This is a genomic window from Nocardia sp. CC213A (assembly GCF_030766805.1).
In the GTDB taxonomy this organism is placed as follows: domain Bacteria; phylum Actinomycetota; class Actinomycetes; order Mycobacteriales; family Mycobacteriaceae; genus Nocardia; species Nocardia otitidiscaviarum.
On sequence record NZ_JASFXA010000004.1, the window covers coordinates 1 to 23,230 of the forward strand.

23 protein-coding genes are annotated in these 23,230 nt (G+C 67.8%); 1 reads left to right on the forward strand and 22 read right to left on the reverse strand.

Translation table 11 applies throughout. The features are described from left to right. Positions 1–175: 175 nt before the first annotated feature. The 17 genes from murA to QJS31_RS08530 all read right to left on the reverse strand — a co-directional run bounded on the left by murA (position 176) and on the right by QJS31_RS08530 (position 14,779). Positions 176–1,438, reverse strand: a complete 1,263-nt coding sequence (murA, locus tag QJS31_RS08450) for a UDP-N-acetylglucosamine 1-carboxyvinyltransferase (protein WP_039810681.1) — start codon at positions 1,436–1,438, stop codon at positions 176–178. Positions 1,439–1,561: 123 nt separating this feature from the next. Beyond that, positions 1,562–2,137: a cob(I)yrinic acid a,c-diamide adenosyltransferase gene (locus QJS31_RS08455; RefSeq protein ID WP_143982550.1), complete on the reverse strand. Its 576-nt coding sequence runs from the start codon at positions 2,135–2,137 to the stop codon at positions 1,562–1,564. Between the two features lie 35 nt (positions 2,138–2,172). After that, positions 2,173–2,598 (reverse strand): DUF2550 domain-containing protein, encoded by a 426-nt coding sequence (locus QJS31_RS08460; protein ID WP_029925836.1) that lies wholly within the window; start codon positions 2,596–2,598, stop codon positions 2,173–2,175. A gap of 149 nt (positions 2,599–2,747) precedes the next feature. Next, positions 2,748–3,431 carry an MspA family porin gene (locus QJS31_RS08465; RefSeq protein WP_306356373.1) on the reverse strand — a complete coding sequence of 228 codons (684 nt, stop codon included), beginning with the start codon at positions 3,429–3,431 and terminating at the stop codon, positions 2,748–2,750. A gap of 38 nt (positions 3,432–3,469) precedes the next feature. Continuing rightward, complete coding sequence (locus tag QJS31_RS08470; protein ID WP_306356374.1) at positions 3,470–4,102, reverse strand: MspA family porin; 633 nt, start codon at positions 4,100–4,102, stop codon at positions 3,470–3,472. Between the two features lie 203 nt (positions 4,103–4,305). Beyond that, entirely contained in the window at positions 4,306–4,680 is a 375-nt protein-coding gene (locus QJS31_RS08475) for a F0F1 ATP synthase subunit epsilon (protein WP_143982553.1), read from the reverse strand. A 6-nt stretch (positions 4,681–4,686) separates the two neighbouring features. Next, positions 4,687–6,129 (reverse strand): F0F1 ATP synthase subunit beta, encoded by a 1,443-nt coding sequence (gene atpD, locus QJS31_RS08480; RefSeq protein ID WP_282778343.1) that lies wholly within the window; start codon positions 6,127–6,129, stop codon positions 4,687–4,689. Positions 6,130–6,150: 21 nt separating this feature from the next. Beyond that, on the reverse strand, positions 6,151–7,119 hold the full coding sequence (locus QJS31_RS08485) for a F0F1 ATP synthase subunit gamma (protein WP_143982555.1): 969 nt from the start codon (positions 7,117–7,119) through the stop codon (positions 6,151–6,153). Positions 7,120–7,242: 123 nt separating this feature from the next. Further along, a complete protein-coding gene (atpA, locus tag QJS31_RS08490) occupies positions 7,243–8,883 on the reverse strand; it encodes a F0F1 ATP synthase subunit alpha (RefSeq protein ID WP_282778346.1) in 1,641 nt (546 codons plus the stop codon). Positions 8,884–8,941: 58 nt separating this feature from the next. Continuing rightward, positions 8,942–9,754, reverse strand: a complete 813-nt coding sequence (locus QJS31_RS08495; RefSeq protein ID WP_306356375.1) for a F0F1 ATP synthase subunit delta — start codon at positions 9,752–9,754, stop codon at positions 8,942–8,944. Positions 9,755–9,773: 19 nt separating this feature from the next. Next, positions 9,774–10,328: a F0F1 ATP synthase subunit B gene (locus QJS31_RS08500; RefSeq protein WP_306356376.1), complete on the reverse strand. Its 555-nt coding sequence runs from the start codon at positions 10,326–10,328 to the stop codon at positions 9,774–9,776. A 5-nt stretch (positions 10,329–10,333) separates the two neighbouring features. Beyond that, positions 10,334–10,576 (reverse strand): ATP synthase F0 subunit C, encoded by a 243-nt coding sequence (locus QJS31_RS08505; protein ID WP_306356377.1) that lies wholly within the window; start codon positions 10,574–10,576, stop codon positions 10,334–10,336. Between the two features lie 71 nt (positions 10,577–10,647). Beyond that, positions 10,648–11,373 (reverse strand): F0F1 ATP synthase subunit A, encoded by a 726-nt coding sequence (gene atpB, locus QJS31_RS08510; protein WP_306356563.1) that lies wholly within the window; start codon positions 11,371–11,373, stop codon positions 10,648–10,650. Between the two features lie 396 nt (positions 11,374–11,769). Then, positions 11,770–12,195, reverse strand: a complete 426-nt coding sequence (locus tag QJS31_RS08515; RefSeq protein WP_306356378.1) for a hypothetical protein — start codon at positions 12,193–12,195, stop codon at positions 11,770–11,772. Between the two features lie 11 nt (positions 12,196–12,206). Continuing rightward, a complete protein-coding gene (locus QJS31_RS08520) occupies positions 12,207–13,415 on the reverse strand; it encodes an MraY family glycosyltransferase (RefSeq protein ID WP_306356379.1) in 1,209 nt (402 codons plus the stop codon). Positions 13,416–13,426: 11 nt separating this feature from the next. Further along, positions 13,427–14,092 (reverse strand): L-threonylcarbamoyladenylate synthase, encoded by a 666-nt coding sequence (locus tag QJS31_RS08525; protein WP_282778355.1) that lies wholly within the window; start codon positions 14,090–14,092, stop codon positions 13,427–13,429. 90 nt (positions 14,093–14,182) lie between these two features. Beyond that, on the reverse strand, positions 14,183–14,779 hold the full coding sequence (locus QJS31_RS08530; RefSeq protein ID WP_306356380.1) for a TetR/AcrR family transcriptional regulator: 597 nt from the start codon (positions 14,777–14,779) through the stop codon (positions 14,183–14,185). A gap of 296 nt (positions 14,780–15,075) precedes the next feature. On the opposite strand from QJS31_RS08530, the gene QJS31_RS08535 reads away from it, so the two are divergent. Beyond that, a complete protein-coding gene (locus QJS31_RS08535) occupies positions 15,076–16,044 on the forward strand; it encodes an alpha/beta fold hydrolase (protein WP_306356381.1) in 969 nt (322 codons plus the stop codon). A gap of 309 nt (positions 16,045–16,353) precedes the next feature. On the opposite strand, the gene prmC is transcribed toward QJS31_RS08535, so the two are convergent. From prmC to thrB, 5 genes are all read right to left on the reverse strand, one after another. Next, entirely contained in the window at positions 16,354–17,214 is an 861-nt protein-coding gene (gene prmC / locus QJS31_RS08540; RefSeq protein ID WP_306356564.1) for a peptide chain release factor N(5)-glutamine methyltransferase, read from the reverse strand. Between the two features lie 181 nt (positions 17,215–17,395). Beyond that, entirely contained in the window at positions 17,396–18,478 is a 1,083-nt protein-coding gene (gene prfA, locus QJS31_RS08545; protein ID WP_282778362.1) for a peptide chain release factor 1, read from the reverse strand. Positions 18,479–18,808: 330 nt separating this feature from the next. Then, positions 18,809–19,030 (reverse strand): 50S ribosomal protein L31, encoded by a 222-nt coding sequence (gene rpmE, locus QJS31_RS08550; protein WP_282778363.1) that lies wholly within the window; start codon positions 19,028–19,030, stop codon positions 18,809–18,811. A 769-nt stretch (positions 19,031–19,799) separates the two neighbouring features. Beyond that, a complete protein-coding gene (rho, locus tag QJS31_RS08555) occupies positions 19,800–21,764 on the reverse strand; it encodes a transcription termination factor Rho (RefSeq protein WP_372341798.1) in 1,965 nt (654 codons plus the stop codon). 481 nt (positions 21,765–22,245) lie between these two features. Continuing rightward, positions 22,246–23,205 (reverse strand): homoserine kinase, encoded by a 960-nt coding sequence (gene thrB, locus QJS31_RS08560; RefSeq protein ID WP_282778367.1) that lies wholly within the window; start codon positions 23,203–23,205, stop codon positions 22,246–22,248. Between the last annotated feature and the right edge of the window lie 25 nt (positions 23,206–23,230).

Below are 23,230 nucleotides of genomic sequence, written 5' to 3' on the forward strand. Positions count from 1 at the left end.
AGGTGGAGCTAGTGTGATCGTCAGGCGCTCCTCGTCCAACCTCGTTTCCCAGGCCCTCGGGGCTCCGGGTCGGTGTCCGTGTCGCTCTGACCTGGAATAAGTTACGTGGTGCTGATTCGCATGTCAAATCGCCTGGTAAACGGGTGTTTTCGCGATCATCGCAGCGACCGCCCCGTCACTCCGGAGCGCCGACCCGCTCGATCTCGGCACCCAGCGACCGCAGGTTCTCCACGAAATCCGGGTAGCCGCGGTCGATGTGGAACACGTCGTGCACCTCGGTCATGCCGTCCGCGACCAGACCGGCCAGCACCAGACCCGCGCCCGCGCGGATGTCCGACGACCACACCGGAGCACTGGACAGGCGCGGAATCCCGCGCACCACAGCGTGATGACCGTCGGTGCGGGCGTCGGCGCCCAGGCGGATCATCTCCTCCACGAAACGGAAGCGCGCCTCGAAGATGTTCTCGGTGATCATCGAGGTGCCGTCGGCGATCGCGGCCAGACCGATGGCCATCGGCTGGAGGTCGGTCGGGAAACCCGGGAACGGCAGGGTCGAGAAGTTCACCGCGCGCGGACGTTCGGACTGCAGCACCCGGAACCCGTCGGGCTCGAACGAGATCCGCGCGCCCGCGGAGCGCAGCTTGTCCAGCACCAGGGACAGATGCTTGGGGTTGATCCCGGAGACGCGCACGTCGCCCTGGGTCATGGCGGCGGCGATACCCCAGGTGGCGGCGACGATGCGGTCGCCGATCACCCGATGGGTGACCGGTGACAGCTTGCGCACGCCGTCGATGGTGAGCACCGAGGTGCCCGCGCCGTCCACCTTCGCGCCCATGCGGATGAGCATGTTGCACAGATCGACGATCTCCGGTTCCCGCGCGGCGTTGTCGATGATGGTCTGCCCCTCGGCGAGCACCGCCGCCATCAGGATGTTCTCGGTCGCGCCCACCGACGGGAAGTCCAGGCGAATGCGCGCACCCTGCAGCTCGTCGGCGCGCGCCACCAGGCAGCCGTGCTCGATCTCACTGGTCGCGCCGAGCAACCGCAGTCCGGCCTGGTGCATGTCGAGCGGACGGGAACCGATGGCGTCACCGCCCGGCAGCGCCACGACAGCCCGCTTGCACCGCGCCATGAGCGGACCCAGGACGCACACCGAGGCGCGGAACTGGGTCACGGCGGGAAAGTCCGCGTGGTACTTGGGTTCCGGCGGCGTCGTGATGGACACCGTGCCGGCGTCGATCGTGACATCGCAGCCGAGACCGCGCAGCACCTCGGCCATGAGCGGCACATCGAGAATGTCCGGGCAGTTCGTGATCGTGGACGTCCCCTCGGCCAGGAGGGCAGCCGCCATCAGTTTGAGGACGCTGTTCTTGGCACCCCCGACCGCAACCTCACCGACGAGACGCTTGCCCCCGGTCACCAGAAACCGTTCACTCACAGGGGTAGCTTATCCATCGCGAGCGGCGGGGCGCGCGTGTATGCGCCGCAGTGCCCCGGTGTGCCGCGATATCGGCCTGTCGGCGACGGATTTTCGTTTCGGCTCGGGAGTTCGGCGGGCGAATCAGTCGGTTCCCCCGCCCGGCTGCCACAGCACGTCGCCCTCGGGATTGGTGACGCGGCTGAGGATGAACAGCAGATCCGACAGGCGGTTGAGGTATTTCGCGGGCAGCACGCCGGTGTCGTCGGGATGCGCCGACACCGCCGCCCACGCCGAGCGCTCCGCCCGCCGCGCCACCGTGCGCGCGGTGTGCAGGAGTGCGGCCAAGGGGGTGCCGCCGGGGAGAATGAACGAATTCAGCGGGGCCAGGCCCTCGTTGAACTCGTCGCACCACCGCTCCAGGCGGTCGATATAGGCCTGGGTGATCCGTAGCGGCGGGTACTTCGGATCCTCGACCACGGGGGTGGACAGATCCGCGCCCGCGTCGAACAGGTCGTTCTGAATCTGGCGCAGGACCTTCAGGATTCGCTCGTCCGGCTGCCCCAGCGCGACGGCGACGCCGATGGCGGCGTTGGTCTCGTCACAGTCGGCGTAGGCGGTCAGCCGGGGGTCGTTCTTGGACACCCGCGAGAAGTCGCTGAGTCCGGTGGTCCCGTCGTCTCCGGTCCGCGTGTAGATCCGGGTCAGGTGCACACTCACACGACCACCGTAGCGCTGATCACAGCGCGACGACCCTAGAGACCGGGGCGGCGGCGGATGCGGTCGGAGGGCCGCGACTCCACCCAGGACAGGAAGGCGGCCCGCGCCCCGCGGTCCAGGGCCAGTTCGTAGGTGCCCGCGCCATCGGTGACCTCGACGATGCCGATCTCATCGGTCATGATGTCGAATTCGTCGCCGTCGGGATTGCGGCGGCCGCTCACCTCGATGCCGAGGCGGCGCATGGCGAAGTCCGGTCCCAGCTTCAGGCTGGAGAGCTTGTAGAAGACCAGGGTGTCCTCGTCGTAGCGGATCAGCCCGTGCCGCCACCCGCCGCCGTGGCCGCGGGCGGGCAGTGCGCGCACGATCGCGGCCGTCCCGCCGCGGCGCAGCATGACCAGCCGGTACGTGGAGGCCAGTGCCAGGCCGACGAGCAGCAGCACCAGAATGATCAGGAGAACCATCCCGGTCTGCAATGTCGCTCCGTCCCTTCACGTTCACGTCGCCGTCGAGCACGCGCCAGACCGTTGGCCGGACTCCGCTCGTGTGGTCGATAGTAGCGACCGCGCGAACGGTGAGCCCGGCCATCCGCCGAATGTGACGTATGCGCTGTTCAGCCCATGCTGAACGGTTGGCCCCAGAGCACCACGTTCCCGATGAAATTCGTGGTGTCGACCTCGGCGGCGACGAACGAGCGCGCCTGGGCGTAGCCGCCGCAGCCGTCCACCGAGAAGGTCTCGTCGATCCAGCTGACGCTGGCGTGCGGGCCCGGCACCTTGTTGTACCGCTTGTGTGATTCCTGCCCGTAATCGTCGGGCTTCTCGAGATCGAGCAACAGCCGGGCCACCGCCTGCCCGGGACCCACCGTGATGCCGCCGCCCACCGCCGCGCTCGGCGACACCGACCACGCCCCCTGCGCGTCCTGTTCGGCGGTCGCGCCGCCGCTGTTGGTCCCGGTGACCGAGCCGATATCCACCTGACAGGCCACGACGTAGCCGGGCGAGATCTTGATGGTGGCGGTCGCGGCGCTCGGCCCCGACAGGTCGACGATGCCGCGACCGGTCGCCCACACATTGCGGTGGATATGCGTGCCGCCCATGGACGGGCTGATCTTCACCGATTCGCCGTCGATGCGGACGGTCACCGTGGTGCCGTCCGGCAGCTGCCGGGAGATCTCACCGCCCGGCAGCGGAATGAAGGTGTCGGCACCCGCCGTCCCGGCGGGCAGCAGCCCTAGCACCACCGCCGCCGTGAACGCCGTCCCGACCGTCCTGCCGCCCCCGCGTACTGTCCCCATGCCGAACATGCGATCCCTTCGCGTCGTCAGTGGTGCGATCAGCCGATGCTGAACGGCTGGCCGTAGAGGGTGACCTTGGCGTAATCCGTGCCGATGATCTCCACCACGGAGACCTGCCGGGCCTGTGCGTAACCGCCGCAGCCCTGAATCTCCATCGGCACGTCCTGGTACTGAATGTCGTAGGTGCCGCTCTTGATGAGCTCGATGTTGTTGATGGCGACCCATTTCACCTCGCCCGGCGACAGCGGAAAGCTGAAACCGACCGAAAGACTCGGGGTCGTGCTGATACCGACCGACGTGCTGCCGCTGAACGAGCCCAGCGCGACCTGGCAGCCGACGATATAGCCCACCGTGAGATTCGATGATCCGTGCGTCCCGGAATTATTGGTGCCCGGGAAATTCCGGGGTCCGTTGTTCGGCCCGACCTCCCCGTCCGGGGTCCGCACCTCGGCCGTCACATTGCCCGAGACCCAGGTCGAACGGCCCGCCCCATTGGCCGCGAGCGAGGGCGAAACAATCGCGCGCTCACCACGACTGGTGATTTTCACACCGGGGCCCTCGATATATCCGTCCGGCAGTGGCACGACGACATCCGCCGCGGCGGCGCCGGGTGCGAAGAATCCGATACCGGCGACGATCACGGCCGCCGCGATGAAAACAAACCTGCTCATTCACCCCTCGCTTATTGTGGCGAGGCCGCACCTACCCGAGGGCGACCGCGCTGCGCCAACTCATTGAGGTAATGCTGGAAAAGCAAAGCTGAAGAACCGGGATTGCCGATATTCGGCGGCATGATTCTAACCACACCCGGAAAAACGACGGCGCGGCGGCCCCGGGATGTCCCGGAACCGCCGCGCCGCGAGGAGAATTCGGATCAGGCCTTGGCCTTCTCCAGGGCACGCACCCGGCCCTGCGCGACCACCTTGGCGGCGTCGCCGGCCTCGCTGTCGGCGAGCACGGCACGCGCGGCCGCCTCGTCGATATCCGCCGCCAATTCAGCGGATTCCGCCAGCACGCGCACCGAGGTGGCGGTGACGGAGAAGAATCCGCCGTGCACCGCCGCGATGATCTTCTCGCCATCGGTGGAGTGGATGGACACGGTGCCACCGTCGACCAGCTGGCCGAGCAGCGGCTCGTGGTTCGGCATGATGCCGATTTCGCCCTCCGTGGTCTGGGCACTCACGAAAGACGCGGTGCCCGACCACAGTCGCCGTTCGACGGCGACCAGATCGACCGACATTTCAGCCATGTGCGACTACTTTCCGGCGATCTTCTTCGCGGCCTTCTCGACGTCGTCGAGACCACCGCAGGAGTTGAACGCCTGCTCCGGGAAGTGATCGAACTCGCCCTTGCAGACGCGATCGAAGTCGTCGATGGTCTGCTCCAGCGGCACGACCGAACCCGGCTGACCGGTGAACTTCTCGGCCACGATGAAGTTCTGGCCGAGGAACTTCTCCAGACGACGGGCGCGGCCGACGAGGACCTTGTCCTCTTCGGAGAGCTCGTCCATGCCGAGGATGGCGATGATGTCCTGCAGTTCCTTGTACTTCTGCAGGATGCGCTTGACCTCGTTGGCCACCTTGAAGTGCCGCTCGCCGACGATCGACGCCTCGAGGATGCGAGAGGTCGAGGTCAGCGGGTCGACGGCCGGGTAGATGCCCTTCTGCGAAATCGGGCGCGAGAGCTCGGTGGTCGCGTCCAGGTGGGCGAAGGTGGTCGCCGGGGCCGGGTCGGTGTAGTCGTCGGCGGGCACGTAGATGGCCTGCATGGACGTGATCGAGCGACCGCGGGTCGAGGTGATGCGCTCCTGCAGCTGACCCATCTCGTCGGCCAGGGTGGGCTGGTAACCCACGGCCGAGGGCATGCGGCCCAGCAGGGTCGAGACCTCGGAACCGGCCTGGGTGAACCGGAAGATGTTGTCGATGAAGAGCAGCACGTCCTGGTTCTGCACGTCACGGAAGTACTCGGCCATGGTCAGGGCCGAGAGGGCGACGCGCATACGGGTGCCCGGCGGCTCGTCCATCTGGCCGAAGACGAGGGCGGTGTCCTGGAGGACGCCCATCTCTTCCATTTCCAGGTGCAGGTCGGTGCCCTCACGGGTGCGCTCACCGACGCCCGCGAACACGGACGTACCGGAGAACTCACGCGCGATACGGGTGATCATCTCCTGGATCAGCACGGTCTTGCCGACGCCGGCGCCACCGAACAGACCGATCTTGCCACCCTTCACGTACGGGGTGAGCAGGTCGATGACCTTGATGCCCGTCTCCAGGATCTCGGTCTTGCCCTCGAGCTGGTCGAAGGCGGGCGGCTGGCGGTGGATGCCCCACTGCTCGCCGTCGCGGCCCAGGCCCGGGGAGTCCAGGCAGTCGCCGAGGGCGTTGAACACGTGGCCCTTGACGACGTCACCGACGGGCACCGAGATCGGCTTGCCGGTGTCGCGCACCTCGACGCCGCGGACCAGACCGTCGGTCGGCTGCATCGAAATGGTGCGAACGATGTTGTCGCCCAGGTGCTGCGCGACCTCGAGGGTCAGCGTCTTGGCCACCGACGCGAGCGCGATGTCCACGTGCAGGGCGTTGTACAGGTCGGGGATGGAGCCCCGCGGGAACTCGACGTCCACGACGGGACCGATGACGCGGGAGACGCGGCCGGTGCCGGCGCCAACCCGGTTCTCTGTGGTGACAGCTGCGGTCATTGGGTTCTCTTCCTGGGCTTATTAGTCGCTCGAGCTCGATGCCAGCGCGTTGGCGCCGCCGACGATTTCGGTGATTTCCTGCGTAATTCCGGCCTGACGCAACGAGTTCGCGGTCCGAGTCAGCGAATTCACCAGCTCGGTGGCGTTGTCCGTCGCGGCCTTCATCGCGGTGCGGCGCGCAGCCGACTCCGATGCCGCCGCATCGAGCAGCGACGCGTAGATCCGCGTATTGATGTACTTCGGCAGCAGCGCACCCAGCAGGGTGCTCGCGTCCGGCTCGAACTCGTACTGGGCCGTGGGCTCCGCCGACGCCGAGTCGGTGAAGCTGTCCGGCCCCAGGTCGAAGCTCTCGTCCACGAAGCTCACCTGGATCGGGGCCAGGCGGCGGACCTCGGGGGTCTGCGTCAGCATCGACACGAAACGCGTGTACACGATGTGCAGTTCGTCGACGCCCGCCATGGTGCCCACCCCGTTGGGGGTTTCGACCTCGCCGTCGGCGCCGGCCATGAACGCCTCGACCAGGTGGTTGCACGCGGCGGAGGCATCGGCGTAGTTGGGCGACTGGGAGAAGCCCACCCACGAACCGGTCACCTCGCGGTTGCGGAAGGTGTAGTAGGTCAGGCCCTTCGCGCCCATGACGTACAGCACCGGCTCCTTGCCCTCGGAGCGCAGCGTGGTCACCAGCTCCTCGGTGCGCTTGAGCACGTTGGAGTTGTAGCCACCGCACATACCGCGGTCACTGGTGATCACCAGCACCGCGGCACGCCGCGGGTTCGGCCGCTCCGACAGCAGCGGATGGGTGAGATTGCCGCTGGCGCTGGCCAGTTCGGCGAGCACCTTGGTGATCTCCTCGGCGTACGGCTTGGCGGCGGCGACGCGCGCCTGTGCCTTGCCGATCCGCGAGGTCGCGATCAGCTCCTGCGCCTGGGTGATCTTCTTGACCGAGCTCACACTACGAATACGGGAGCGCAGTTCGCGCACGCTTGGCATTACTCACTCCCTTCATTCAGCATCCAATGGCGGCATTCGCGGGGCACTGCGTGGTTACGCAAGCTTCCTCCTTCGTGCCCGTCGCGAATACCGCGGTTCCGACAGTCGCATCGCTGGTCTCGATTACTTCTCGACGCGCTTGCGAGTGACCGACAGCGACTCGACCTCTTCGTGGTCGAGCTGCCCGGCCTCGGGCTCGTTGACGACGCGCGAGCCGTCGGCGGCCAGGAAGCCCTGCTTGAACTTCTCGGTCGCGGCCTTGATGGCGTCGGCGGCCTCACCCTCGAGCGGCTTGGCGCCACCCTGCAGGGCGTCGAAGGACGCCTGGGTGTTGGCGTGCAGGAACTCCAGCAGCTCGGTGTTGAAGCGGCGCACGTCACCGACCGGCACCGAGTCGTAGTAGCCCGCGTCCACCAGGTACAGCGAGACGACCTGGTCCTCGACCGACACCGGGGCGTACTGGTCCTGCTTGAGCAGCTCGACCCAGCGCGCGCCACGCTCCAGCTGGGCCAGCGAGGCGGCGTCCAGGTCGGAGGCGAAGGCGGAGAACGCCTCCAGCTCGCGGTAGGAGGCCAGCTCCAGACGCAGCGAACCGGACACCTTCTTCATGGCCTTGGTCTGCGCGGCGCCACCGACTCGGGAGACGGAGATACCGACGTTGATGGCCGGGCGGACACCCTTGTTGAAGAGGTCCGACTCCAGGAAGACCTGGCCGTCGGTGATGGAGATGACGTTGGTGGGAATGAACGCCGAGACGTCGTTGGCCTTGGTCTCGATGATCGGCAGACCGGTCATGGAGCCCGCGCCCATCTCGTCGGACAGCTTCGCGCAACGCTCCAGCAGCCGCGAGTGCAGGTAGAAGACGTCACCCGGGTACGCCTCGCGGCCCGGCGGGCGGCGCAGCAGCAGCGAGATGGCACGGTAGGCCTCGGCCTGCTTGGACAGGTCGTCGAACACGATCAGGACGTGCTTGCCCTGGTACATCCAGTGCTGGCCGAGGGCCGAACCGGTGTAGGGGGCCAGCCACTTGAAGCCCGCGGAGTCCGACGCGGGGGCCGCGACGATGGTGGTGTACTCCATCGCGCCGTGCGCCTCCAGGGCGGCCTTCACACCGGCGATGGTGGAGCCCTTCTGGCCGATGGCGACGTAGATGCAGCGCACCTGCTTGGTCGGATCACCGGTGGCCCAGTTGGCCTTCTGGTTGATGATGGCGTCGATGCAGACCGCGGTCTTGCCGGTCTTGCGGTCGCCGATGACGAGCTGACGCTGGCCGCGGCCGATGGCGGTCAGGGCGTCGATGGCGGTGATGCCGGTGGCCATGGGCTCACCGACCGGCTGGCGCTCCAGCACGGAGGCGGCCTGCAGCTCGAGCACGCGGCGCTCGGTGGACTCGATCTCGCCGAGGCCGTCGATCGGCGCGCCGAGCGGGTCGATGACGCGGCCGAGGAAGTTGTCGCCCACCGGAACCGAGAGCACGTCGCCGGTACGGCGGACCTGCTGGCCCTCCTCGATGGTGTTGAACTCACCCAGGATGACCGCACCGATCTCGGTGGCGTCGAGGTTCAGCGCGACGCCCTGGACCCCGCCCGGGAACTCGAGCAGCTCATTGGCCATCGCCGACGGCAGGCCGCTGACGTGGGCGATACCGTCGCCGGTGTCGGTGACGACACCGACTTCCTCGATGGAGGTCTCGGGGGTGTAGCTCTGGGTGTAGCTCTCGATCGCGCTACGGATCTCATCGGGGGAGATCGTCAGCTCCGCCATGTTCTTCCTGCTCTCGCTGTCTGGTCTCGAATGTCGGTGTGTTGGGGTGACTGCGCGCTCAGGCCAGGCTCTGGCGGAGTCGCCGCAGTCGTCCGACGGCGCTGCCGTCGATCAGGTCATCGCCCACGCGCACGACGACACCGGCCAGCAGGCTGGGGTCGACCTGCACGTGCACCGTGACGGGCTTGTCGTAGAGGCGCTGCAATGAAGCAGCCAGGTGCTCCCGCTGCTGCGGAGTCATCTCGACCGCGGCGCGCACGTGCGCCACGATCTGGTCCCGCAGGGACGCCGCCAGATCGGACAGGTGGTCGAAGGCCGCGCCGACGCCATTGCCGCGCAGGCGGGCGACCGCCTGTTCGGCCAGCTTCGCCGTGGTGTCCTCGACCTTGCCGGTGAGCAGGCGGGCCAGCAGTTCCCGGCGCGCCGAGGCGGGCTTGCCGTGATCCGACAGCGCCTGCTCCAGCTCCGGGTTGTCCTCGACGATCCGGCCCAGCCGGAACAGCTCGTCCTCGACGGCGTCGATACGACCGCGGTCGGCCGCGGAGCGCAGCAGCGCCTCCTGTCCGAGCAGCACGAGGGTGTCGACGAAATCGCGGGTCCGCGACCAGTCCTGGGCGACGGCGGCGGTGAGCACCGCCTGGGTGGCCGCGCTGACCTTGCCACCGAATACCCGTTCGGCGAGCTCGGCGCGCACCGAGCTCGACACCGACTTATCCGCGAGCGCCACACGCAGCGAACGCTGGTCGTCGAGTACGGCGACAACGGCGAACAGTTCGGAGCCGGTCGTTTCCGCGACAGTGTCGCTGCCGGTCAGAGCGGACCGAAGAGCTTCCCGCGCACGGGAGCTCGCCTCGCGGCTCGCTGCGTACATGCTTCCCACTTTCGTGTCGCTACCTTCCGACCCCGATGCCGCTCTTCTCGTCCAGCTCCGCGAGGAACCGGTCGATGGAAGCGGCCTGCTTGGCCTGATCGGACACCGACTGCCCGATGATCTTCTCGGCCAGGTCGATCGCGGTCGCGCCCAGCTCCGAGCGGAGCTCGGTCACGATCTGCTGGCGCTGCGCCTCGAGCTGAGTCTGGCCGGAGGCCACGATGCGGTCGGCCTCGGCCTGGGCGTCCGCGCGCATCTGCGCGAGGATCTGCTGGCCCTGGGTGCGCGCTTCCTCGCGGATGCGGGCGGCCTCGAGCCGGGCCTCGGCCAGCTGCTCCTGGTACTGCTGGAGGGTGGCCTGCGCCTCTGCCTGGGCCGCTTCCGCCTTGGCGATACCGCCCTCGATCTTCTCCGAACGCTCGTCCAGCACCTTGGTCAGGCGCGGGACGACGTACTTGTAGAAGACGAACGCGATGATCGCGACACATACCGCCGACCAAACAATGTCGTACGTCGCCGGAAGAAGAGGGTTCTGCGACCCCTCTTCCGCAGCGAGCAAATATACGCCGTTCATGGCAATCAGAAGATGAAGCCGGCGACGAGGCCGAGCAGCGCGAGAGCTTCGGTCAGTGCGATACCCAGGAACATGTTGGTCCGGATGGTGCCCTGCAGCTCGGGCTGGCGCGCGATGCCCTCGATGGCCTTACCGACGATGAGGCCGAGACCGATACCGGGGCCGATAGCCGCCAAACCGTAACCGATGGCACCATAGCCCTTGGAGGTGGTCTCGATGGTTTCCTGGGCCAGGTACGAGAGGCTCATGAGTTGTTTCCATTCCCTTTCTGTTGCCCCACCGAGCACGGTGTGGCGGGTTTGTGGTGGTTGTAGTCCGGTCAGTGAGAGTCAGCGTGCTGAGCCATGCCGATGTACACAGCGGTGAGCAACGCGAACACGTATGCCTGCAGGAGGATGATCAGCATTTCGAAGAGCGTGAACCCGAGGCCTGCGAGCAGAGCGAACGGAGACAGTGCCTTCATCCATGCAGCGCCATCGAAGAGGAAGAACTGGGTGGCTGCGAAGAACATCACCAGCAGGATGTGACCGGACAGCATGTTCGCCATGAGTCGGACTGTCAGCGTGAACGGCCGCAGAATGAAGGTCGAGAGGAACTCGATCGGGATCAACAGCACGTGGATCCACGGGGGCACGTTCGGCACGACGATGGTGCTGCGCATGTAGCTGAAGAATCCGTACTTCTTGATGCCCACGTAATTGAAGGCAACGTACGCGACAAGGGCCAACACCAGCGGCATGCCGATGCGCGCGTTCGACGAGATGTTCAACCCTGGAATCACACCGGAGAAGTTCAGGAACAACACGGTGAAGAAGATCGTTGCGATCAGAGGAAAGAACTTCCGACCAGATTCCTTGCCGAGCACTTCGTCGCAGATCTGCTCCTTGACGAACAGCAGGCCGGACTCGGCAATACTCTGCAATCGACTCGGCACCACCTGGGGGCGCCGGAAGGCCAGCAGCATGAACCCCAGGAGCACGGCCGACATCAGGATGCGGATCAGCACCAGACGGTCGATCTGCAAGAACGTCCCCTCGAACAGCACCGCTGGAGGGAAGAAGTCGGACAGCGAAGGCGCGTGGAACTCGCCCGCCAAAGTGGTGACGCTCAGCGTTCTCTCCCGTGTTCGGGCCGCAGGTCATGGTTCACCTGCGGTTCGATCGGACATTGACGATCTGGTGGGTCGACTCAGGTCGGCTCGAAGTTCGCCAGCAGCTGTTCGGGCACTGTGCCCGGGCGTCTGTACGCGCGTCGGCGACATCGTCGACGGTGCAGGACCGGCCCCAGTCGGAGCCAGCACGGCTGTAAGCATAACCTGCCCCACGCGGGCCCACGGGGGACCCCCTGTTGGTTCGGTTGCCTACAGGTAAAGAGTTTATCAAGTTATCTACGACAACGTGTAGGGGGTGGCCGGAAACTGCGGGTGAACGAATCCGAGCTGCTACGACTGATCCGGGTCGATCACCGGAACCCGTTGGCGCAGTAGGCCATAGACTTCCGCACCCAGCACGACGAGCAGCGCACCGACCACCGTGAGGAACAAGGTGGGACGGCTGTAGAAGTCGTAGCGCTGCAGGACAGCGACCACGATCAGAACCACCAAGATCTTCCCCACCCAGCCGCCCAGCAGTACCAGGCCCTGGACGCCGGTTTCGAAGCGAGCACTCAGCAGCACCGAGGCCGCCGTCGTGAGAATGAAGCCGCCGCCGATGGCCGCGCCGAGCAGTGCGCCCCACAGGCCAGGAGATCCGGCCAAAAGCAAGCCGAAGATCGACGAGATCGCCACGAGCACAATCAATCCGAAGAGTCCATAGCGCAGCGCGGCCCGGAGCGGAGCGTCGGGACCGGGATTGGATGCCGTAGTCACGCCGACCCACTTTACCCGTGCGCCGCGTCGGGTCCACGCGGCGGTTTACGACCGCTCCGCAGGGTCAGTTCCCCCATGGACGGAACGGCGGTGATCACGAGCGCGAAAACCAGGCCGCCGGCGAACAGCAGCACCACCAGGCGGCGATCCATGAGCGACGAACCGACCGCTCCGAATGCGAGCACACTCACCCACAGATAGATCAACAGCACCACCCGGCGATGCGAATGCCCGATCTGGAGCAATCGGTGGTGCAGGTGCATTTTGTCCGGGGTGGAGAAACTCACACCCGCGCGCACGCGCCGCACGATGGCCAGAACAAGATCGAGTACCGGAATGAACATGACCGCGCCCACCAGCAACAGCGGCGACAACAGACCGACGATGTCGCGGGTGCCGTAACCCTGGAGCGGAATTCGGCCGGACGCGCCGGTGGAGACCGCGGCGAGCATCAATCCGATGAGCATCGAGCCGGAATCGCCCATGAAAATCCGGGCGGGCTGGAAATTGTGCGCCAGGAATCCCAGACAGCCGCCCGCCAGCGCCGCGGCCAGCAACGCGGGCGGATAGGTGTCGGTGGAGCCGCCCTGTTCGTAGAGCAGGCCGACGGTGAACACGAAAACCGCGGCGGCGGCGATCAAGCCCAGCCCCGCGGCCAGGCCGTCCAGACCGTCCACGAAATTCATGGCGTTGATCATGGTGACGGTGATGCCGACCGTGACCAGGCCGCCCTGGAGCTGATCGAGCACCACGGTGGTATTGGTGAACGGGTTGTAGATGGCGACCCAGCTCAGGCCCATCACGGCCATGACTCCGGCGGCGGTGACCTGGCCGACGAGTTTGGTGAGCCAGTCCAGCCCCCAGCGGTCGTCGATGATGCCGACCAGCACGATGAGCGTGCCTGCGACCACCACCGCCGGAATGTCGGCGGGATAGTCGAAGCCGCGGCGCAGCGCGGGCAGTTGATGCGCGAACAGCACGGCGGCCAGCACGCCCAGATAGATGCCGACCCCGCCCATGCGGGGAATCGGCTTCACGTGCACGTCGCGCTCGCGGGGCACCGCCACCGCGCCGAACGCGATGGCCCCCACCCGGACTCCGCCGGTACACAGGTAGGTCACCACGGTGGCGACCAGCAGCACCAGCAGCAGCTCCCGCAGGGGGACCACCGCCGCCGTACTGAAAACGCCTTGGCTCAGCAGGTCGCTACTCGACACCATCTACCGGGCCGTCACCGCGTTGCCTGCGAGACGAGCTCCTCCGGCGGGACGCCGAGCACCTCGGCGACCGCTGCGGTCGGCACCGCGCCCTCGCGCAGGATGCGCGGGGTGTCGGCGGTCAGGTCCACGATGGTGGAGGCCAGCGCGTGCTCGGCCTTGCCGCCGTCGAGGTAGACGCCGACGAGTTCACCCAGCTGGTCGCGCGCCTCGCCGACGGTGGTGGCGGGCGGCTGGCCCGACACATTGGCACTGGACACCGCCAGCGGCCCGACCTCGCGCAGCAGTTCCAGCGCGACCGGGTGCAGCGGCATCCGCAGCATGACGGTCCCGCGCGCGTCGCCCAGGTCCCAGGCCAGCGAGGGCGCTTGCTGCACAACGAGACTCAGCGCGCCCGGCCAGAAGGCCCGGATCAGGTCGCGCGCCTGCGGGCGCACCGAGAACACCAGTCCGTCGATGGTGTTCCACGAGCCCACCAGCACCGGCACCGGCATATCCCGCCCGCGGCGCTTGGCCGCCAGCAGCGCGGCCACGGCCGAGCTGTCGAAGGCGTCGGCCGCGATTCCGTAGAGCGTGTCGGTCGGAATGACGGCCAACCGCCCGGACTTCAGAGCGCTGCGCGCGGCAGTCAGTCCCGCGGCGCGCGAATCGGGATCGGCGCAGTCGTAGACGGTACTCACGCGCAACATCTTGGCACGGATGCGCTCTCGACAAGTGTCAGGGGCTCGAGGCCATGGTCGCGGCCCCCGGCGCGCCACTGCGCGCGCGGCTCAGACGCGCAGTTCGGCGAGGTGCCGCCGCAGCGTTGCGCGCACCGATTCCGGGGCGCGGCGACGGGTGAGGACCTGGATCGTCAAACCGTCGGCCAACGCGATCAGGTCCTCGCCCACCTGCTCGGGGTCGACCTCGGATCGGATCAGGCCGCCGTCGACGCCGAGCCGCAGCAGCAGGACGAGCAGTTCGGCCAGGCCCCGATAGTGGTCACGCTGGGCGGCGGCGACCACCGGATCCACCGCCGCCTGTGCGCTGAAGGCCAGCCAGACACTCGCCTCGACCAGATCGGGGTCGTCGACGACGAGCATGGCGTCGAGCGTCTGCTCCAACAGGGTGAGCACCGATTCCGGCTCGGCCGACGCCGCGATGCGAGTCCGGGCCCGCTCGGCGACCCGCTGGTTCACGTGCTCCTGCGCGAATATCAGCATCTGCTGGCGGGTTTCGAAGCAGCGCTGCACCGCGCCCATGGACACCCCGGCCGCGGCGGCCACCTCGCGCAGGGTGGCCGCCTCCAGACCGCGTCGGCCGATGAGACCGCAGACGGCGTCGGCGATGAGCCGTCGACGGCTCTCGTGGTCCACGTGACGAGGCATGCGGGCATCGTAGCGATGCAGACGTATCAGAAAGATGATAGGTTCCGATGCAGGCGTATCGAAACAGTTGTATCGGAACAGCCGGATCGAACCACCGCAGCGGCACGACCGGATCGGCCGACAGTGTGCGCGACCGGGCGGCACGACAGTGCGCGACCGAGCGGTACGAAGGTGCGCGGCCGGATCGGCATGGCCTTGCGCGACCGGCGGCATGACCTTGCGCGACCGGGCGCATCGGAGTCGATCGGTTCGGCCGGCAGGTATCGCGGTTCGGCCGACGAGTGAGGAGGACGTGGATGACGAGACGCACCGCGGCGGGGCTGTCACGCCGGGGACTGCTGGGGATGGGTGCGCTGGGGGTCGGTGCGCTCGCGGCCGGATGTGCGCGCGGAGGCGAGGCCGCCGGGGCCCGGGCGCGTCCGATCTTCGTGATCGTGCACGGGGCCAATGGCAATGGCGCGTCCTACGCCCCCGTGCTGGCGGCGCTGACGCTGGCCGGGTACCGCGCGCTGGCGGTCGATCTGCCCGGGCACGGGGCGGCGGCGAACTTCCCGCTGTCCTATCAGGCCCCGCAGGATCTCGCGGCCCTGGCGAACGAGCCGTCGCCGCTGGCCGGATTGCGGCTGGACGACAATGTCGAGCATGTGGTCGCGGTGGTGCGGGCGGCCGCCGCGCGGGGGCAGGTGATCCTGGTGGGCCACAGCATGGGCGGGGCGACCATCACCCGGGTCGGCAACGAGGTGCCCGACCTCATCGCGCGGCTGGTGTATCTCACCGCCTTCTGCTGCGTCGAACTGCGCAGCGTGCTGGAGTGCTATCTGACCCCCGAGGCGGCCACCTCGCTGGCCACCACCATGCCCAGCGTGGGCGGCGACCCCCAGCAGACCGGCTTCACCCGAACCAATTGGCGCTCGGCGGAACCCGAATTCCTGGCTGCCGCCCACAGCTCGTTGGCCGAGGGCTACGACGATGCCGCGTTCCGGGCGGCGCTCAATGCCATGGAACCCGACGAGGCGTGGGCGGTCACCACCGACGATGCCCGCGGCGAGCCCGCGACCTGGGGCCGCATCCCCCGCACCTACATCCGCTGCACCCGCGACCGCACCCTGCCCCTCGCCCTCCAGGACCGCATGATCCGCGAGGCCGACGCCGCCACCCCCGACAATCCGTTCGAGGTGTACGACCTGGACGCCCCCCATCTCGGCCCCCAGGACCCCGCCACGCTCACCGATATCCTCATCCCACTCGCCAATCGGCTGAATTGAGGCAAGCACACCCGGCACCGGAAGCCGGGAAACCGGCCGATGCGACGGAATGGCCACGCCAAGGACGGACCGGACGCCACCGACATGGCGGACTTGCCCCAGCGCGACCGGACAACCACCGATATGGCGGATCGAGCCCCGGCGTGGCCGGGCGCTCGCCGGTGCGGAGGGTCGGTCACCGAGCCGTCCGGACGCCCGGCCGGATGTGGCGGGTCGGCCGTCTGGAGGAGTGGGCCGGGTATTCCGGTACTGCGCGGGCAGTCGCCAGCGCGGCGGCCGGATATAGGCGCGGCCGGGGTGGGTGATGGGTCAGGGGGCGCGGCGGGCGGCGACGAAGCGGGGCTTTCCGGCCAGGTCGGGGTGTTCGACGACGGCGTCGAAGCCGCCCTGCGCGCGGAACAGGGCGGCGGTGCCGGAACCGTTGGTGTCGTCGTGCTCCACGGCCGCCACGCCGTCGGCGCGGAGCAGGCGGGCGATGGTGCCGATCATGGGGCGGATGACGGAGAGGCCGTCGGGGCCGCCGAAGAGGGCGCGATGGGGGTCGTGGTCGGCGACCTCGGGGTCCAGTCGGGCCGATTCGGGGATGTAGGGCGGGTTGGCGACCACCACGTCGACCGTGCCGTTCAGGTGGGACAGCAGGTCGGGGGCGGTGACGTCGCCCGCGTGCAGGTCGATCGGGGTGTCGCCCTGATCGGCCCGGTGCAGGGCGTTGCGGCGGGCCCAGTCCAGGGCCGCCGGGTCCAGTTCCACGGCGTGCACCTGGGCGTCGGGGCGGGCGTGGGCAATGGCGAGGGCGAGCGCGCCGGAGCCGGTGCACAGGTCCACGACGACGGGCCGGTGTTCGTGGCCGACGGCCTCCAGCTGGGCCAGCGCCCAGGCGAAGAGCAGTTCGGTCTCGGGGCGGGGGATGAATACGCCGGGGCCGACCGCGAGGTCGATCTCGCCCATCGCGGCGGTGCCCGTGAGATGTTGCAGCGGAACGCGTTCCGCGCGGCGGGCCACCAGCGCCCGGAAGTCCGCCAGCTGCTCGGGGGTGAGCAGCGGGACCATCATGAGGCGCATGCGGTCCACCCCCAGCACATGGGCGGCGAGCAGCTCCGCGTCCGTGTGCGGACTGTGCACCCCGGCGGCGGCGAGGGTCTCGACGGCCTCGCGGATCACGGCCCGCAGCCCGATACGTGGCTCCCCCGCCTCCCCGCGACTTCTGCCGGTCAGTGGGTGCCTCGATTCTTTCGTCGCGGACCGGCGGCCGAGTGCCGATCGCCTGCTGGACGTACCCGGCGAGTTACCCATGATCTCACCAAATCCGTTGTCCCGACTCGAACTCGGATAACCCGCGGACGGGAATGAGTCATTCCGCCGTGAGCCGGGCCGTGCGGTCGGCTTCGGCCAGCGCGTCGAGCAGGTCGTCGAGGTTGCCGTCCAGCACCGAGTCCAGGTTGTGCGCCTTGAAGCCGATGCGGTGATCGGCGATGCGGTTCTCCGGGAAGTTGTAGGTGCGGATGCGTTCGGAGCGGTCCACGGTGCGGATCTGCGAGGCGCGGCCCGCGGCGGCCTCCTGTTCGGCCTGCTCCTCGGCGAGGGCTTGCAGACGCGCGGCCAGCACCTGCATGGCGCGGATCTTGTTCTGTAGCTGCGAGCGCTCGTTCTGGCAGGTCACCACGATGCCGGTGGGCAGGTGGGTGAGGCGCACGGCGGAGTCGGTGGTGTTGACGCCCTGGCCGCCCTTGCCGGAGGAGCGGTAGACGTCGACGCGCAGGTCCTTCTCGTCGATCTGCACCTGCTCGACCTCGTCGGGTTCGGGGTAGACGAGCACACCGGCCGCGGAGGTGTGGATGCGCCCCTGCGATTCGGTGACCGGCACGCGCTGCACGCGGTGCACGCCGCCCTCCCATTTGAGCCGTGACCACACGCCGTCGCGGCTGGGTTCCTTGCTCCGGATGGAGAAGGTGGCCTCCTTGTACCCGTCCAGATCCGAGTAGGTGACGCCCAGCACCTCGACCTTCCATCCGTGCCGTTCGGCGTAGCGGATGTACATGCGCGCCAGATCGGCGGCGAACAGCGCCGATTCCTCGCCGCCCTCACCGGATTTCACCTCGAGCACCACATCGTCGGCGTCGTGCGGATCGCGCGGGGCGAGCAGGTCGGTGAGCGTCTTCTCCAGCTCCTCGACCTGTTCGCGCAGGGCGGGCACCTCGGCGGCGAAGGACGCGTCATCGGCGGCCAGTTCCTCCGCCGCGGCCAGATCATCGCGTGCGGAGGTCAGCTTGTTGTAGGTGGACATGACCGGCCCCAGCTCCGCGAACCGCTTGCCGACGCGCCGCGCCGCCCCCGGATCGTTGTGCAGCGCCGGATCCGCCAGCTGCGTCTCCAAACCGGCGTACTCGGCCAGAATGTCATCGATCGCGGACGGGGCCGCGGACTTGTCGGCCATGGCGGATGCGCTCCTTCTGTAGGACTGTCGATTCCTGGACTTACCGATCCGGGACCGAACAATGTGTTCGAGGGATCACCCGGAGCTTCGCGGCCTGGCAGGACTGCCGTATCCGGGTCTCTCCGATCCTCGCCCGACGAACACTTCCTCTTGAAGACTCGCCCGGGTTCGCGGCCCGGCTCGGTTCTGGACTGACGGAGCGGGGGAGCGAAGCGGAGGAGCGGAGGAGGGAAGAACCGAGCTTGCAGGGCCGCGAACACGCCGGAGCGAAGCGGAGGCAGAAAACACAGACGCCCGACCTGCAGTGCAGGACGGGCGTCTGCGGGGTAGCTAGTTGGCAGCCTTCGCGCGCTTGCCGTAGCGAGCCTCGAAGCGAGCCACGCGGCCACCGGTGTCCAGGATCTTCTGCTTGCCCGTGTAGAACGGGTGGCACTGGGAGCAGACCTCGACGGTGATGTGGCCCGACTCCTTGGTGCTGCGAGTCTGGAAGGTGTTGCCGCAGCCGCACACGACCGTGGTGTCCACGTACGTGGGGTGAATTCCTGCCTTCATGGATGTCCTTTCGATGGTCGCCGGGTCGCCCTCGACGACCGAGGACGTGAACCGGAACCGACTAGGCATGGTTGCCGACGGACCAGTATAAACGCCGCCTCGCGGGGCCTTGTTCCCGGTCCCTCCGGTCGTGCGCGCCAGGGTGGCAGCACCCGGACGAACCCTGAACTTCTCCCCCATCCGGAGTAGTTCTCGCGGGCGATGTGCGCGACGACCGTAACCGAGAACATGGGGATGGTCGGATGTGTTCCGAATCCACCCCCAAGGAATTGCGGGCACGCATCTTTCGGAGGCTCGAGTCACCCTGAAAGTCGAGTAGCCGTCTACTCAAGAATGCGAACACCGTTGTTCATAGTGTCGTGTCAGGTGAGAGGAACCCCCTACGAACAGGAAGGACAGCTGTGAACCGGACACACGAACGCCGAGCCGAGATCGTCGCGGGCGGTGTCTTCGCAGTACTGCTCCTGGGGGCGGTCGTGGGATGGTGCGCCAGGCCCGAACCCAACCCGACGGTGCATTCCCGCGCACCGCGGCCGGGCACCGGCGACCTCACCTATACGGCGGTCACGGCGTCCGGCGCACAGGTCGCCGTGACCGCCACCATCATCGGCTTCCTGATCATCGGCGCGGCCCTGATCGGACTGTTCTTCTTCAGCCCGCGCCCGACCCCGAATACACCTCGGCGGCCCCGCCGTAGCGGAGCCGCCGAACTGGTTCGAACCGCGAGTGAAAGGGCGACAGGATATTTCGCGCCCTTCCGGCTCATGTCCTACTCGTCGAGTGCGCCCGGAGCGGTCTTCGAGACCTGCATGAGGAACTCGATATTGCTCTTGGACTTCTTCAACCGGTCGATCAGCAGATCGATCGCCTGATGCGAGTCCAGGCCGGAGAGCACGCGCCGCAGCTTGTGGATGACCGCGGCCTCGTCGGGCGACATCAGTAGATCGTCGCGGCGGGTGCCGGACGGGTTGACGTCCACCGCCGGGAACACGCGGCGCTCGGCGATCTTGCGATCGAGCTTGAGCTCCGCGTTGCCGGTGCCCTTGAACTCCTCGAAGATGACCGTGTCACCGGTGGAGCCGGTCTCCACCATCGCGGTGGCGATGATGGTGAGCGAGCCGCCGTTCTCGATATTGCGGGCCGCGCCGAGGAACCGCTTGGGCGGGTACAGCGCGGTCGAGTCCACACCACCGGAGAGGATGCGGCCCGAGGCGGGCGAGGAGTTGTTGTACGCGCGCCCCAGTCGGGTGATGGAGTCGAGCAGCACCACGACGTCCTGACCCATTTCCACCAGGCGCTTGGCCCGCTCGATGGCGAGCTCGGCGACCGAGGTGTGATCGCTCGGCGGCCGGTCGAACGTGGAGGCGATGACCTCGCCGCGCACGGAGCGCTGCATATCGGTCACTTCCTCGGGACGCTCGTCCACCAGCACGACCATGAGGTAGCACTCGGGGTTGTTGGTCGCGATGGCGTTCGCGATGTCCTGCATGATCGTGGTCTTACCGGCCTTGGGCGGCGACACGATCAGGGCGCGCTGACCCTTGCCGATCGGCATGATCAGGTCGATCACGCGGGTGGTCAGCTTGTTGGGCTGGGTCTCCAGCCGCAGGCGCTGATTCGGGTACAGCGGGGTCAGCTTGCTGAATTCCGGACGGCGCTTGGCGGATTCGACATCCGAGCCGTTGACGGTGTCCAGGCGCACCAGCGGATCGAACTTCTGCCGCTGGTTGCTCTGATCGCCCTCGCGGGGCGCGCGCACCGCACCGGTGATGGCGTCACCGCGGCGCAGGCCGTTCTTGCGGACCAGGTTCATCGACACGTACACGTCGTTCGGTCCGGCCAGGTAGCCGGAGGTGCGCACGAACGCGTAGTTGTCGAGCACGTCGAGAATGCCCGCCACCGGCTGCAGGACGTCGTCCTCGCGGATCTCCATCTCGCGGGACTCACCGGTGCCGCCGTCGCGGTCCCGGCCCCGGCGACGCTCCCGGAAGCGACGGCCCCGGCGGCCGCGGCCGCCTTCCTCGTCGTCTCCGCCGCGGTCGTCGCGGCGTGAGGTGCCGTTCTGGTTCTGCTGGCCGCCGTTCTGCTGGCGGTCGTTCTGCTGGCGGTCGTTCTGCTGACCGCGGTCGCCGCCCTGATTGCGATCGCGGCGGCGCTCGCCCTCCGACTCGTTTTTGCCCTCGTTGGCGGGCGTCTCGGTCGAAGTCCCTTCGGCGGCAGCGTTGTTCGCCGCGGCGGCACGCTGTTCGCGGCCCCGGCGCTGGCGACCCCGACCACGCTGGCCTTCCCGGCCACCGTCCTCGCCATCGCCCGCGTCGCGCTTGGATTCCGGCGCGGGAGCGGCATCGGCGGCCTCGCCCTTGGGCGCGCCGCGCTTCGACGCGTCGTTCTTGGCGGTGTCGCTCTTGCCGGCGTCGCTCTTGGACGGCTCGTTCTTGGTCTCGGCGGGGGCGTCGGCCTTGGCCGATCCGGAATCCCCGCTGGTCGGCGCGGTATCCGCGCCCTTGGCGGCCTCGGCATCGGCCTTGGCCTTCTCACCCCGGCCACCCTTCGCGGGCTTGCCCGCGGCGGCGGCTTTGGCGCCACCGGACTGATTCTCCTTGATGGCGGCGATGAGATCACCCTTACGCATCCCGGAAGTGCCTCGGATACCGAGTTCTCCCGCAAGCGCACGCAACTGCGGCAACAACATTCCAGTCAGCCCCGATCGTGCGACGTCGGTTTGTTCACTCATCTTGATCGAACTTTGTCCGGAGTCACTTTCGCGGTCGCCCGAGGAATCGGAATTGGTATCCACCCCGGGTGTCGCGAGCAGGTCCGTATCTGTCACGGAAATCCTTTCCTTCCCTCGATTGCCGTGTGCCTTGTCGAGGGTTTCTCCTGCAATCCGGTCGTGTGCCGGACTCGGATGCCGCATCGCCTGCCCCGCCGGACCGGTGGTTTCGCCACGTGGTGGTGTAGTGCCACTGCGTAGTCTTCGCCACCGACTGCTGGGCTTCGCCACCGACTGCAAAAGGTGGGAGAGATCATTCCAGTTGACTGGCTACCCCCAAGTTTCGAGCTCGAGCCTCGAGCCTGAGCAAGGAGCCTCTGGAGCGATTGCCCTGATGAAGCACCGGCGTCTGACGCGCACGATGTACGGACCGCCCCAGGATAGCTCTCACCAGTTGCATCGGCAAGGCAGGCACGCTGTCAATCCGGCAATACGTCGGCGATCAGTCCACCAGCACGCCGTCGGCGATACCGGGTTCGACCACGCGCATGCCGTCGGCGGCGGCCAGTTCCCGCAGCTCCGCCGGGAATTCACCGGTACCCAGGGCCAATACCGTGGGTCCGGCGCCGGAGACGGTGGCCGCGATTCCGGCCGCGCGCAGCGTGTCGATCCATTTGGTGGTCAACGGCAGCGCCGCGGCCCGGTAGCCCTGATGTAGCCGGTCTGCGGTGGCGGGCAGCAGCAGGTCGGGACGCTGCGTCAAGGCCACTACCGCCAGCGCGGAACGGCTGGCGTTGAAGGCCGCGTCGGCGTGCGGCACGGTGTCGGGCAGCAAACCGCGGGTGTGCGCCGTGGACGAGCGCTCGGTGGGGATGAGCACGAACGGGCGCAGCGACGGGTGCGGATCCAGCCGAACGGCCCGGTAGGAGCGGGTGTGATGGTCACCTACCCCATTGACCGCGGCGTCGGCGGGTCGGTCGGTTTCCGTCCAGGACACCACGATTCCGCCCAGCACGCTGGCCGCGGCGTTGTCGGGATGCCCCTCGAACTCCGAGGACAGCTGCACCAGCGTGTCATCGCCGAAATTCAGCACCGGATCGAACTTGGCGGCCAGTCCGCGCCCCGCGGCCAGTCCGCCCACCACCGCCGAGGCCGAGGAACCCAGCCCTCGCGAGTGCGGAATCACGTTGCGGCACACCACATCCAGGCCATCGGCCCAGACACCCGCGGATTCCAGTCCGCGCTCGATGGCACGCACCACCAGATGTGAAGGGCCCCAGGGCACATCGTCGGCCCCTTCACCCTCCACCTTGATGGTGAGACCGGATTCGGTGGTGCGCACCGTGATCTCGTCGTACAGACCGAGGGCGATGCCCAGGGAGTCGAAACCCGGCCCCAGATTGGCGCTGGACGCCGGAACCCGCACCGTGACGGTGAGATCCGCGGGCAGGGTCCGGGTCATCACTTGACCTTCGCGCGAACTCAAC